Below are 12182 nucleotides of genomic sequence, written 5' to 3'. Positions count from 1 at the left end.
TACCGTCTCCTTCACGAACTTTTTGGAAACTTTCCTAACTGTTCAACGAGGAGACAGAAGTGCAGAAATCCCTCCGCCGCGCTCTCTGGGCCGGTGCGATCGTGGTCGCGACGACCGCCACGGTCCCCGTTGTTCAGGCATCAGCCGCAGCGGCCTGTGCCCCCGCCTGGTCTTCTACTGCCGTGTACGTCAAGGACAACGCCGCCTCCCAGAACGGCCACAACTACACCGCCAAGTGGTGGACTCAGAACGAGTCCCCGGCCACGCACAGCGGACAGTGGGACGTCTGGATCGACGGCGGCGCCTGCGGCGGAACGACCACCCCCACCACGCCGCCGACGACCGCCCCCACGACGGCCCCGACCACAACTCCGCCGACGACGTCGCCCACCACGTCGCCGACCACCGCCACGCCGACCTCCGGCACCAGCGGGAAGAACCTCGTCGGCTACTTCGCCGAGTGGGGCGTCTACGGCCGCCAGTACTTCGTGAAGAACCTGGTGACCTCGGGCTCCGCCTCGAAGCTCACCCATCTGCTGTACGCCTTCGGCAACACCACCGGTGGACAGTGCTCGATCGGTGACTCCTATGCCGACTACGACATGGCGTACACCACCGCCAACAGCGTCGACGGCGTCGCCGACACCTGGGACGCGGGCGCCCTGCGCGGCTCGTTCAACCAGCTGCGCAAGCTGAAGAAGGCGTACCCGAACATCAAGATCATTTGGTCGTTCGGCGGCTGGACCTGGTCCGGCGGCTTCACCCAGGCCGCGGCCAACCCCACCGCGTTCGCCAACTCCTGCTACAACCTGGTCAAGGACTCCCGCTGGGCCGATGTCTTCGACGGCATCGACATCGACTGGGAGTACCCGAACGCCTGTGGCCTGTCCTGCGACGCCAGCGGGCCGGCCGCCTACAACAACGTGATCTCCGCGCTGCGTACCAAGTTCGGCTCGTCCTTCACGATCACCTCGGCGATCTCGGCGGACGGCTCGAACGGCGGCAAGCTCGACGTGGCCGACTACGCGTCCGGCATCTCGAAGCTGAACCTGGTCTTCCCGATGACCTACGACTACTTCGGCGCGTTCGCCCCGCAGGGCCCGACCGCTCCGCACTCGCCGCTCACCTCGTACACCGGCATCCCGACCGCCGGTTTCTACTCGGACGCGGCGATCCAGAAGCTGAAGAGCAAGGGTGTTCCGGCCAGCAAGATGCTGCTCGGCATCGGGTTCTACGGCCGCGGCTGGACCGGCGTCAGCCAGGCGGCGCCCGGCGGCACCGCCACCGGCGCGGCGCCCGGCACCTATGAGGCCGGCATCGAGGACTACAAGGTCCTCAAGACCAGCTGCCCGGCCACCGGCACGGTCGCCGGCACCGCTTACGCCAAGTGCGGCAGCAACTGGTGGAGCTACGACACCCCGTCGACGATCGCCGGAAAGATGACCTACGTGAAGCAGCAGGGTCTCGGCGGCGCGTTCTTCTGGGAGTTCTCGGGTGACACCAGCAACGGCGAACTGATCACCGCGATCAAGAACAACCTTTGATAGCTCATCTCCTCAGGTGAGAAGCGGGGCACCGGGCGCAAGCTCGGTGCCCCGCTTTCGTAGTCTTGGCGGCATGCGCCGTGAGTGGCACCAGCTGAGCTACCCGGGGGTCGGGAATCCGGCCTTCCAGACATCCCGCCCGTCCACCGACTCGGCCGAGGACGCCGCCCTCGGCCTCGATCGATGGCGTGACCTGCCGCGCGTGCAGATGCCGCCGTGGGCGGACATGGACGAGGTCGCCTCGGTCTGCAAGGTGCTCGACAACGTCCCGTCGATCGTCGCGCCCTACGAGGTCGACCAGTTGCGGGTCAAGCTCGCCGAGGTGTGCGAGGGCCGGGCCTTCCTGCTGCAGGGCGGCGACTGCGCCGAGACCTTCGACGCCAACACCGAGAGCCACCTGCTGGCCAACGCCCGCACCCTGCTGCAGATGGCGGTGGTGCTGACCTACGGCGCGTCGATGCCGGTGGTCAAGGTGGCCCGGGTCGCGGGGCAATATACGAAGCCCCGCTCGGCGCCGACCGACTCGCTCGGCCTGGCCGCCTACCGCGGCGACCTGATCAACTCCCTGGAGCCGGACGAGGCGGCCCGGGTTGCCGATCCGCAGCGCATGATCCGGGCGTACGCGAACTCGGCCGCCGCGATGAACATGCTCCGGGCGTACCTTTCGGGTGGTCTTGCCGATCTGAACGGCCTGCACGACTGGAACAAGGACTTCGTGCGCGCCTCGCCGGCCGGCGAGCGGTACGAGGCGATCGCCCGCGAGATCGACCGGGCGCTCGACTTCATCCGGGCCTGCGGGATGACCGACAACGAGGCGCTGCGCACCGTCAGTCTCTACTGCTCGCACGAGGCGCTCGCGCTGGAGTACGACCGGTCGCTCACCCGGGTGAGTGATTCCAAGGCGTACGGGCTGAGCGGTCATTTCCTCTGGGTGGGTGAGCGCACCCGGCAGCTGGACCACGCGCACATCGACTTCATCAGCCGGATCGCCAACCCGATCGGCGTGAAGCTCGGCCCCGGCACGTCGCCGGACACCGCGATCGAGCTGTGCGAGAAGCTCAACCCGAACAACATCCCGGGCCGGCTCACGCTGATCAGCCGGATGGGCAACGGCAAGGTGCGCGACGCGCTCCCGCCGATCGTGGAGAAGGTCACCGCCACCGGCGCCAAGGTCGTCTGGCAGTGCGACCCGATGCACGGCAACACGCACGAGTCCTCCAACGGCTACAAGACCCGGCACTTCGACCGGATCGTCGACGAGGTGCTCGGCTACTTCGAGGTGCACCGCGGGCTCGGCACCCACCCCGGTGGCATACACATCGAGCTGACCGGCGAGGACGTCACCGAGTGCCTCGGCGGCGCGCAGGGCATCGAGGATCTCGATCTCCCGGATCGCTATGAGACCGCCTGTGACCCCCGCCTGAACACCCAGCAGAGCCTCGAGCTCGCCTTCCTCGTTGCGGAGATGCTCCGTGGTTGATCTGCGATCGGACACTGTCACCCGGCCCTCGGCGGCGATGCGCCAGGCCATGGCTTCGGCTGAGGTCGGCGACGACGTCTTCGGCGACGATCCCACCGTCAACGCCCTCGAAGCCCGGGTGGCCGCGATGTTCGGGCACGAGGCTGCGCTGTTCGCGCCGTCCGGCACGATGGCCAACCAGATCGCCCTGCAGCTCGTGGTGCCGCCGGGCGGTGAGCTGCTGGCCGGCGGCGACGCGCACGTCCTGGTGTACGAGATGGGCGCGGCCGCGGTGATGGGTGGCATCTCGTCGCGTACGTGGGGCTCGGTCGGGGCCGACCTCGATCCGTCCTCGATCGCCGCGATGATCCGCAAGCCGGGCGGCTACACCGTGGCGACCAGGGCGATCGCGGTCGAGCAGACCCACAACCTGGGTGGGGGCGGCGTCGTGCCGCTGCCGACGCTGGCGGCCCTCCGTGACATCTCTGACAAACACGAAATAGCCCTGCATTGTGACGGTGCTCGGATCTGGCACGCGCACGTCGCCGACGGGGTGCCGCTCTCCTCCTACGGCAAGTTGTTCGACACGATGTCGGTCTGCCTCTCCAAAGGTCTCGGCGCGCCGGTCGGCTCGCTCGTCATCGGCAGCGCTGCACGGATCGCGCAGGCGCGGGTCATCCGCAAGCGGCTGGGCGGTGGCATGCGCCAGGTCGGCATCCTCGCCGCCGCGGCCGATTATGCGCTCACCCACAACATCAGCCGGCTCGCGGCCGACCACGAGCGTGCCCAGCGGGTCGCGGTGGCGCTCGCCAAATACGGCGTCGTCGACCCGGCCACCGTCCAGACCAACCTGATCCTGGTCGATCTCAGCGGCACGAAGCTGGACGCGGCCGGTTTCGTGGCCCGTGCGGCGGAGAAGGATGTCCACATCGCCGCGATGCTGCCGCACCTGGCCCGCATCGTGGTCCACCTGGACATCGACGACAACGCCCTCGATCAGGCGATCACCGTGCTGACCGGGATCCTTGCCGAGGAGGCCTAGACACCATGTCCGAGCCGATCATCGTGGCGCAGGCCGCGGACGGTCTGCAGGCACACTTTCCCGACGTGGTCCGGCTGGCGGGCGGCCGGCTGGTAGCCGCCTACCGCGAGGGCGCCGGGCACATCAGCCACGAGGGCCGGATCGTGGTCGTGGCCTCCGACGACGACGGGCAGAGCTGGTCCGCGCCGGAGATCGTGGTCGACGGCCCGCACGACGACCGCGACCCGAAGCTGGCCGTGCTCGCCGACGGCACGATCCTGCTGAGCTATTTCGTCCTCGAGTGGACCAGCGAAAAAGAGCACAAGAACCACGGCGTGCTGGTACGCCGCAGCACCGACGCCGGCCGCACCTGGAGCGAGCCGGCCCAGGTCGGCAGCATCTGGTGGGCCTCGCACGGCGCCGCCGTCGAGCTGCCCGGGGGTGACCTGCTCCTGCCGGTCTACAACCGCCCGCCCGGCGAGCGATGGCACCGGGCCGCGGTCGTCCGCAGCACCGACGGCGGCCGCACCTGGCCGGCCGCGTCCGAGGTGTCGCTGGCGGCCGGCTCCACGTTCCACTTCCAGGAGCCGACCCTGACGGTCTTGGACGGTCAGCTCGTGTCGCTGATCCGGACGACCGTGGAAACGGCGTACCTCTCCCGGTCGACCGACGACGGCCGCACCTGGACCGCCCCCGTGCCCACCGACATGCCGGCCTCGTCGCACCATGCGCTGCGCCTGGCGAGCGGCGAGGTCCTGGTCACCTACGGTGACCTTTCGAAGAGATTCAGCGAGCATCGGGAGACGGTCGGCCGCCTGGTCCGGCGGCCGCTGGAGACCTGGGACGGCTACCCCGACATCCAGTTGTACGACTCGGGCCACCACGACCAGGCCAATCCGTCCAGCGTGGAGCTGTCGCCGGGCCGTTTCCTCACGCTGGGCTTCGACATCCCGGCGCGTACGGTCGTCGCGTTCATTTCTTCCGCAACCGACTATTACTCGTAACGCCGCCACTGGATCATCGCGGCGGTGGCGTCGTCGCGGAGCTCGCCGTCCTCGTACGACACGATGGTGTGGATCAGCCGGCGCATGATCTCCGGGGCCGGGTAGCCGGCCCGCAGGGCCGTCAGCATGAAGTCGGAGAGACGCTCCGGGCCGAACTGGCGGCCGGCGGCGTCCCGCGCCTCGGTGATGCCGTCGGTGTAGAAGACCAGCGTGTCGGCCGGCTCGAGCTGCTGCTCGGCGACCCCCGGCGGACGGTTGATCATGTGCCCGAGACCGAGCGGCAGCGTCGTCGGGACGGGCAGGGCCGGCAGCTGCCGGCCGGCGCGCAGAATCAGCTCGGCCGGGTGGCCGGCGCTGATCCGGCGGTACCGCCCGGTCGTGGTGTCCAGCTCGGCCAGCAGCGCGGTCACGAAGCTGCCCGGGTATTGCGAGTTGATCCACTTGTCGATCGAGCGGCACGTGTCGACCAGCGACAGGCCGGAGCGGCGGGCGTTGCGGTAGGTGTTCAGCGTCAGCGTGGTGAGCGCGCTCGCGCTGATGCCGTGCCCGACCGTGTCGAACAGCCCGACATGCAGCACGTCTCCGTTGATCGCGTAGTCGAAGGCGTCGCCGCCGACGTCGTAACACGGCTCCAGCACGGCGGTCACCACGGTGCCGTCGACGGCGCAGGTCAGCGGCGGCAACTGGTTCCAGATGATCTCGGCGGCCAGCTGCATCGGCAGCCGGCGGCGGGTGTGCTCGACCGCGTCGCCGTAGAACCGGCGGCTCGCGATCAGCTCCGCCACCAGCGCCGCGATCACCTCCAGGTCGCTCCGGTCCGCATCGTCCTTGATGCGCAGTTCGAGGACGCCGAGCCGCTCCGCCCCGTGCAGCAGCGGCAGCCAGAGGAATCCGTCCTCGTACGTGTCGCCCGCGGTGGTGAAGCACCGCCCGGCCGCCGTCCCCTCGACCTGCCGCGGTTCGACGAGGCCGGGTTTGCTGCCGTGCAGCGGGCAGAGCGACACCTGTGCGTAGTCGACCAGCAGCACCGCCGCTGACTCGGCTCCCAGCAGCGGCGCGGCGTCGGCCAGCACTGCCGGTAGGTCCTCGGCCCGCCCGTGCCGAAGCGCGAGCAGCCGGCGGACTGCCTCCATAGCGACCATCGGCCCATCATTCAGCGGTCGGCGGCGCATTGCCAACGCTGGCTCGGCTACCAGGCGATTTCACCGTCGCGATCGACGAAGCGGCCGGACCCGTGCCCCGGTCCCTCGGTGGCCAGGCCGACGACCGCGTCGGTGCCCTCGGTGACGGTCTGCGGGCCGCTGTTGCCGTTCAGATCGGTGGCCGTGTAGCCCGGGTCGGCCGCGTTGATCCGGATGCCGGGCAGCGCCTTGGCGTACTGCGTGGTCAGCATGGTGAGAGCCGCCTTGGACGAGGTGTACGCGGGCGCGACGACCTTGGACTCGGCCCGTCCCGGATCGTGCGTGGCGGCCAGCGACCCCATCGAACTGCTCACATTGATGATTACCGGGTCCGCCGACCGGCGCAGCAGCGGCAGAAACGCCGTCGTGGCCCGCACCACACCCACCAGGTTCACGTCCAGCACCGCGCTGATCTCCGCGCCGGTCAGGTCGCCCGGGTCGCCCATCGGACCGTGCACCCCGGCATTGTTGATCAGCACGTCGACCCGCCCTTCGTGCCGCTCCACGTCGGCCGCCGCCGCCGCAACCGAGGCGTCGTCGGTCACGTCGATCGCCACGAAGCGCGCGCCGAGCTCAGCGGCCACGGCAGCGCCGGCCTCCGGGTCACGGGCGCCGACCAGCACGGTGTGCCCTTGCGCAACAAGGCGGCGGGCAGTCTCACGGCCAAGGCCCTTGTTGGCCCCGGTGATAAAGGTGATCGTCATACGACCATGCTCGGCCGCCCAGCCCCCACCAGCCAGGGAAGAGCGTTACCACCGTCAGCCCCCACCCGGGCGGGACAATCATTGGCATGAGCGAACTCGGACCGACGCTGCGGGCGTGGCGTGATCGGCTCTCGCCGGCCGCGGCCGGGTTGCCGGCCGGGTGGGCGCGCCGGGCGCCCGGGCTGCGCCGGGAGGAGCTCGCGGACCTCGCCGGCATCTCGGTCGACTATGTCGTGCGACTGGAGCAGGGCCGATTCACCACCCCGTCGGCGCAGGTGGTGGCGGCACTCGCCCGCGCGCTGCAGCTGACCGTGGCCGAACGCGACCACCTGTTCCGGCTGGCCCGGCTGGTCCCGCCGACCGACGGCGAGATCTCCGACCACATCCCGCCCGGCCTGCGCCGGGTGGTCAACCGCCTCGGCGACGCGGCCGTCGCCGTCTTCGCCGCGGACTGGCAGCTGATCTGGTGGAACCGCGGCTGGGCGGCCCTCCTCGGCGATCCGTCCGCGGTGCCGCCCGGCTTGCGCAACTTCGCCCGCGACACCTTCCCGGTCGCCGGCGGCACCCCGAGCATGTCGCACTGGCCGGTGACCTCGCTGGCCGGCGAGGCGGTGGAGGCCGCCATCGTGTCCGATCTGCGCCGGGCAACCGGCCGCTTCCCGGGCAACAGCCGGCTGACCACGCTGATCCGCACGCTCACGGCCGGAAACCGCCGCTTCGCCGAGCTGTGGGCAACCGGCGCAGTCGGCAGCCACCGCGAAGACCACAAGATCGTCGACCACCCCACCGTCGGCCCGATCGAGGTCGACTGCGACGTCATGACCGACGGCGACGCCGACCTGAAAATCGTCATCCTGACCGCCGCCCCCGACACCGAGGACGACACCAAGCTGCGCCTGGCCCTACTGGGCGGCGTCCCGTCATAGCCCGCCCCGTTTCGGCCGCCGCCGAAGCATTGCCAAGATCTACTGACGTCCATGCCGGAAACCACCAGTCACCCGTCCGATGTCATCACCCACCTGGTCGAGCAGGTCCTGGACCGCGCCGCCACCTGGACCACCTGGGACGGCGCGCCCCGCCCGATCGACGACCGCATCTACACACCGCACAAGGCGATCCGCCGCGTCGCCGACCACCTGATCGACCACCTGGCCGAGATCGAGGCGCATGCCGCCGGCGCCGAGACGATCCCCGACCATTGGCACGCCTCCGCGGTGACCACGCCCGCCGACCTGGCCCCGTTCACGGCCGAGGACCTGGATGAGGCTCGCAGTCGCCTGACCCGGCTGGCCCAGATCTACGAACTGCGCCTGCGCGCAGTCGACCTGGACCACCGCTCCGGCGACGCCTGGACGGCCCGCGAGATCGCCCTCCACCTGGCGGGCTCGCTCTATTACGCCGACGCGATCGGCTACCTGTGACCACCTTTCGCGGCCGGCGACGGGAGTCGGCCGTGCATCGTGGTTACCGGCCAGTGCCGATGGTTTGATTTCGCCTGCTGCATCTTCATCCGCGTCGCGCTGATTGCGCTTCCCGAAATCGAGCGTATCGCCATCCGGAATCGGTTCCACCAATTGATGCGCGAGTCTCGAATTATATCTTCGTCGTTATGTTCCCGAACTCGTGTGTCAAGCAGCGTGCCATTCAATTCTGGGTGCGGGTGCGGGTGCGGGTGCGGGTGCGGGTCTGCCGGCCGTGCCGGATCAGCGGGTGTCGGGTGCGCTCGGTCTGGGGGCGTCCGGGCTGGGGGTGTCGGGTTTACCTGTTCGAGACGCGGCTGGTCCAAGCGCCCTGGGTCGGGCAATGCCCGGCGTGCCCGGTCGGGCCGTGGCGATGGTTGCCGGATCGGCGGTGGGCGCGGCTCGGCTGTTCGGCATGGAAGGGCTGTCGGACTTGTCCGCCTGCGGAGCGCGGGCGGACGGCCGTGGTCGCCTCAGGCCGTTGCGGCTTTCGTCGATGACCGGTGCCTTGCGTGGATCACGCGAACCTGCCAGCACTCGCCAGTCCCGTTCCTCGTGGCGGCGAGCTTTGCCGAAAGCGCGGCGGATTTTATGCTCGCGGCGGAACTCCTCCATCTCGGGTGAATAGTTTCGCGACGCGGTCCGGTCGCGCATGGCCGCAATTTCTGCTCGGGAAAACAATGACATCTGTCGCATGTAAATATTATCCCGGAGTGCTTTTGGGAAATCTGCCCCGGACGATCTGTTGATCATGCCAAACATTCGTGGCAATGACGCAATCGGTCCGGCGAATCTTGACGATTTCCAGTGCCCGCGAAACGACACCTTGGAAATTGCCCGTGCCGATGGACGGCGCGCGCTTTGGCTAGGCCCGAGACCCGGCGATGGCAGGGCGGACCGGGGCGGGAAGACGGACCCGGCGCGAAGGCGGACCGGTTGGTGGGCGGACCCGGTGGGAAGGCGGGGCCGGTGGGAAGGCGGGGCCGGTGGGAAGGCGGGGCCGGTGGGAAGGCGGGGCCGGCGGGAAGGCGGGGCCGGTGGGAAGGCGGGGCCGGCGGGAAGGCAGGGCCGACGGGAAGGCAGGGCCGGCGGGAGGCAGGGCCGACGGGAGGCAGGGCCGGCGGGAGGCGGACCCGGTGGGAAAGCGGGTCCGGCGCGAAGGCGTAGCCGGCGAGAAGGCGGACTCGGCAGGAACGGAAGTCGGGGCTGGTGGCGTGAGTGTGAGACAGGTCGGGACGGCGGCCAGGGCGGGGGTGTCTGGCTGGGCCGTCCCGTCTGTCACCTACGGCTTGGTGCTGTTCGCCGGCTCCTCCTCGGGGGCGCTCCGGGGCAGCGGCGCCGGCGCTGACGGCGGATTGCGGAGCAGGATGGCGGTGATCAGGAAGGCGGTCAGGACGAAGCCGGCCGCTACCAGGAAGGCCTCGACGTAGCCGTCGTGCAGGGCGGCTGCGGCCGGTGAGCCGGCCGTGCGGTTGGCGGCTACCACGGCCAGGACGGACAGGCCCAGGGCGCCGCCTGCCTGCTGGGCGGTGTTGGTGAAGCCGGAGATCGTGCCGGTGTCGGCGGGGGCCGCGCCGGCCATGGCCAGCATGATGATGGCCGGTACGGTGACGCCTACGCCCAGGCCCATGACGATCAGGGGCGGGAGCATGTCGGACAGGTAGGACACCGACGCCGGCATGCGGGCCAGCAGCAGCAGGCCGGCGAACAGCAGGGCCAGGCCGGTCAGCAGCATCGGGCGCGGGCCGAAGCGGGCGGTCAGCCGCGGGGCCAGGAACAGGGACACCGTGCCGATGACCACCGGTGTGGGCAGGAAGGCCAGGCCGGTGCCCAGGGCGTCGTAGCCCATCACGCGCTGGACGAACAGGGCGTTCAGGAACTGGAAGCCCATGCCGGTGGCGAAGACCAGCAGGACGGCGGCGTTGGCCATAAGCAGCCACGGGCGGGTCAGGACCCGCAGGGCGATCAGCGGGCGGCGGGCGTAGCGCTGGCGGAGCAGGAAGGCCGCGATCAGCAGTACGGCCAGGAGGCCCGGCAGTGCGGCCGAGCTGATGATGGCGTACACCCCGGCGGAAAGACCCGCGGTGATCAGCAGCGCGCCGGGGAGGTCGAGGCCGGCCGTCAGGCCGAGGCCGGGCTCGCGGGGCAGGAGCCGGCGGCCGGCCAGGTAGACCGCGATGCCGATCGGCACGTTGATCAGGAAGATGGCCGGCCAGCCGACCGCGTCGGTCAGGATGCCGCCCGCCACGAAACCGGCGGCGGCGCCGCCGGCCTGGGTGAAGCTGTAGATGCCCATGGCTCGCGCCTGGTCGCCCGGCGACGGGAACAGGCGCACGATCATGCCGATCACGACGGCCGCGGCGAGCGCGCCGCCGGCGCCCTGCACGAATCGGCCGGCGACCAGCCACCCGGCCGTGGGGGCGAGCCCGCACAGCAGGCTGGCCAGCGTGAACACCGTCAGGCCGGCCAGGAACACCCGCCAGGCGCCGAGCAGGTCGCCGAGCCGGCCGGCCAGCAGGAGCAGGCCGGCGAAGGCCACCAGGTACGCATTGACCACCCAGGACACCCCGGCGGGGGAGAAGCCGAGCTCGCGCTGGATGTCCGGAACGGCGACGGCGACGATCGTGCTGTCCAGCACGATCATCAGCGACATGGCGCAGAGCACGGCCAGGGCGGCGGCGCGATGGTTCGCGGAAGGGCTCATGACTCGACCGTAACAGATAATCCGCTAGCGGACTATCTGGAAGTCACCTACCCCGAGGGCGGCGAATCGGCTGCGGCCCGGGGTCTTTGGGCGTTCCGGCCAGCAGTCCCAGCGCGGCCAGAAATGCGGCCCGGTCGGCCGGGGTCAGCGCATCCAGGGCGGCCGAGTGGACCTGGTCGACGATGCGCTGCCCTTCCTCGGCCGCCGAACGCCCTTTCGGGGTGACCGCGATGATCCGGGCCCGCCGGTCGGTGGCCGACGGCCGGCGCTCGGCCAGGCCGAGTTTCTCCAGCTCGTCGACCGTGCTGACCATGGTCGTCTTGTCCAGGTCGGCGAGCGCCGCCAGCTGGATCTGGGTGCGTTCCTCCTCCATCGCGTGGATCAGGACGCACTGCATGCGCGGGGTCAGGTCGATGTCGGCGAGCGCCGCCCCCAGCCGGTTGGAGAGGACGTGCCCGGCCATGTTGAGCAGGCCGGTGATGTCCCGCTCGGTCCGTGTCGGTGCTGCCATGTACCTAACCCTAGCCCCGGATCATCCGCTACCGGATGATCCGGGGCTGGGACGACCGACGGACTTGCCCCCGTGCCGGCCCGCCGGCCGCGTCTGGGATTGAAGCGGTCAGGAAAGAACAGCCCAGGAGGGGGCGAACGGCCGCACTCGCAGCGGCATCCGCGCCTCCGGCGGCGTCCGGTCGCCCTTGCGGTTGTTGCAGCGGCCGCACGCGGCCACGGTGTTCGCCCATTCGTTGGCGCCGCCGCGCGAGCGGGGCAGCACGTGGTCGATGGTCGAGGCGGCCGCGCCGCAGTAGGCGCAGGTGCGGTTGTCGCGAGCCAGCACGCCGGCGCGCGACCAGGCCGGGCCGCGGCTGTGCCGCCAGCGGGTCACCACATAGCTGACCAGCCGCACGACCGTGGGCATCGGGTAGACCCCGATCCGGCGGTCGGGCTCGGCCTCGTGCACGACGGCCACCTGCCGGAACAGCATGCGGACGGCGTGCCGGAGGCTGACCCGTTGCAGCGGTCCGCAGTCGGCGTTCAGAACGAGCACCGCGCTCATCGTGGCCACCTCCCCGTGACTGAGCGATGAGCACACGGTAGGGAACTG

General features: G+C 70.2%; 12 protein-coding genes. 6 read left to right on the top strand and 6 right to left on the bottom strand.

Annotated features, from left to right (window positions below):
• The first annotated feature begins 59 nt into the window (after positions 1-59).
• From AB0E90_RS05040 to AB0E90_RS05025, 4 genes are all read left to right on the top strand, one after another.
• On the top strand, positions 60-1544 hold the full coding sequence (locus AB0E90_RS05040; protein ID WP_360399292.1) for a glycosyl hydrolase family 18 protein: 1485 nt from the start codon (positions 60-62) through the stop codon (positions 1542-1544).
• Between the two features lie 73 nt (positions 1545-1617).
• Positions 1618-3024 (top strand): class II 3-deoxy-7-phosphoheptulonate synthase, encoded by a 1407-nt coding sequence (locus tag AB0E90_RS05035; RefSeq protein WP_360399289.1) that lies wholly within the window; start codon positions 1618-1620, stop codon positions 3022-3024.
• The gene (locus AB0E90_RS05030) at positions 3017-4045 is read left to right on the top strand and encodes a GntG family PLP-dependent aldolase (RefSeq protein WP_360399286.1); all 1029 of its coding nucleotides are present in this window, start codon (positions 3017-3019) and stop codon (positions 4043-4045) included. The genes AB0E90_RS05035 and AB0E90_RS05030 overlap by 8 nt, the downstream gene beginning before the upstream one ends.
• A gap of 5 nt (positions 4046-4050) precedes the next feature.
• Entirely contained in the window at positions 4051-5028 is a 978-nt protein-coding gene (locus tag AB0E90_RS05025) for a sialidase family protein (protein WP_360399284.1), read from the top strand.
• On the opposite strand, the gene AB0E90_RS05020 is transcribed toward AB0E90_RS05025, so the two are convergent.
• Together AB0E90_RS05020 and AB0E90_RS05015 are read right to left on the bottom strand one after the other, a co-directional pair.
• Positions 5019-6170, bottom strand: coding sequence for a PP2C family protein-serine/threonine phosphatase (locus AB0E90_RS05020; protein WP_360399281.1), 1152 nt, complete (start codon positions 6168-6170; stop codon positions 5019-5021). The genes AB0E90_RS05025 and AB0E90_RS05020 overlap by 10 nt on opposite strands.
• Positions 6171-6217: 47 nt before the next feature.
• Positions 6218-6913, bottom strand: a complete 696-nt coding sequence (locus AB0E90_RS05015; RefSeq protein WP_360399278.1) for an SDR family NAD(P)-dependent oxidoreductase — start codon at positions 6911-6913, stop codon at positions 6218-6220.
• Positions 6914-6999: 86 nt separating this feature from the next.
• On the opposite strand from AB0E90_RS05015, the gene AB0E90_RS05010 reads away from it, so the two are divergent.
• Positions 7000-7839: a helix-turn-helix transcriptional regulator gene (locus AB0E90_RS05010; RefSeq protein ID WP_360399275.1), complete on the top strand. Its 840-nt coding sequence runs from the start codon at positions 7000-7002 to the stop codon at positions 7837-7839.
• A gap of 51 nt (positions 7840-7890) precedes the next feature.
• A complete protein-coding gene (locus tag AB0E90_RS05005; RefSeq protein WP_360399272.1) occupies positions 7891-8334 on the top strand; it encodes a hypothetical protein in 444 nt (147 codons plus the stop codon).
• 282 nt (positions 8335-8616) lie between these two features.
• Here the strand turns inward: AB0E90_RS05005 and AB0E90_RS05000 are convergent, their stop codons facing one another.
• From AB0E90_RS05000 to AB0E90_RS04985, 4 genes are all read right to left on the bottom strand, one after another.
• Positions 8617-9126 (bottom strand): hypothetical protein, encoded by a 510-nt coding sequence (locus AB0E90_RS05000; protein WP_360399269.1) that lies wholly within the window; start codon positions 9124-9126, stop codon positions 8617-8619.
• Between the two features lie 529 nt (positions 9127-9655).
• Positions 9656-11077, bottom strand: a complete 1422-nt coding sequence (locus AB0E90_RS04995) for an MFS transporter (RefSeq protein WP_360399266.1) — start codon at positions 11075-11077, stop codon at positions 9656-9658.
• Positions 11078-11120: 43 nt separating this feature from the next.
• On the bottom strand, positions 11121-11588 hold the full coding sequence (locus AB0E90_RS04990; protein WP_360399263.1) for a MarR family winged helix-turn-helix transcriptional regulator: 468 nt from the start codon (positions 11586-11588) through the stop codon (positions 11121-11123).
• A 108-nt stretch (positions 11589-11696) separates the two neighbouring features.
• A complete protein-coding gene (locus AB0E90_RS04985; RefSeq protein ID WP_360399260.1) occupies positions 11697-12134 on the bottom strand; it encodes an HNH endonuclease in 438 nt (145 codons plus the stop codon).
• Positions 12135-12182: the final 48 nt, after the last annotated feature.

It is taken from the genome of Actinoplanes sp. NPDC026619 (genome assembly GCF_040638295.1).
Lineage (GTDB): Bacteria > Actinomycetota > Actinomycetes > Mycobacteriales > Micromonosporaceae > Actinoplanes.
Note: the sequence above shows the minus strand (reverse complement) of the source record. Positions and strands in the feature narration are given on the sequence as shown.

What these genes read in the sequence shown, in the direction of transcription:
- AB0E90_RS04985 (WP_360399260.1), bottom strand. Translation starts at nt 12,134, where the DNA reads ATGAGCGCGGTGCTCGTTCTGAACGCCGACTGCGGACCGCTGCAACGG.
- AB0E90_RS05015 (WP_360399278.1), bottom strand. Translation starts at nt 6,913, where the DNA reads ATGACGATCACCTTTATCACCGGGGCCAACAAGGGCCTTGGCCGTGAG.
- AB0E90_RS04995 (WP_360399266.1), bottom strand. Translation starts at nt 11,077, where the DNA reads ATGAGCCCTTCCGCGAACCATCGCGCCGCCGCCCTGGCCGTGCTCTGC.
- AB0E90_RS05005 (WP_360399272.1), top strand. Translation starts at nt 7,891, where the DNA reads ATGCCGGAAACCACCAGTCACCCGTCCGATGTCATCACCCACCTGGTC.
- AB0E90_RS05020 (WP_360399281.1), bottom strand. Translation starts at nt 6,170, where the DNA reads ATGGTCGCTATGGAGGCAGTCCGCCGGCTGCTCGCGCTTCGGCACGGG.
- AB0E90_RS05000 (WP_360399269.1), bottom strand. Translation starts at nt 9,126, where the DNA reads ATGATCAACAGATCGTCCGGGGCAGATTTCCCAAAAGCACTCCGGGAT.
- AB0E90_RS05010 (WP_360399275.1), top strand. Translation starts at nt 7,000, where the DNA reads ATGAGCGAACTCGGACCGACGCTGCGGGCGTGGCGTGATCGGCTCTCG.
- AB0E90_RS05025 (WP_360399284.1), top strand. Translation starts at nt 4,051, where the DNA reads ATGTCCGAGCCGATCATCGTGGCGCAGGCCGCGGACGGTCTGCAGGCA.
- AB0E90_RS04990 (WP_360399263.1), bottom strand. Translation starts at nt 11,588, where the DNA reads ATGGCAGCACCGACACGGACCGAGCGGGACATCACCGGCCTGCTCAAC.
- AB0E90_RS05035 (WP_360399289.1), top strand. Translation starts at nt 1,618, where the DNA reads ATGCGCCGTGAGTGGCACCAGCTGAGCTACCCGGGGGTCGGGAATCCG.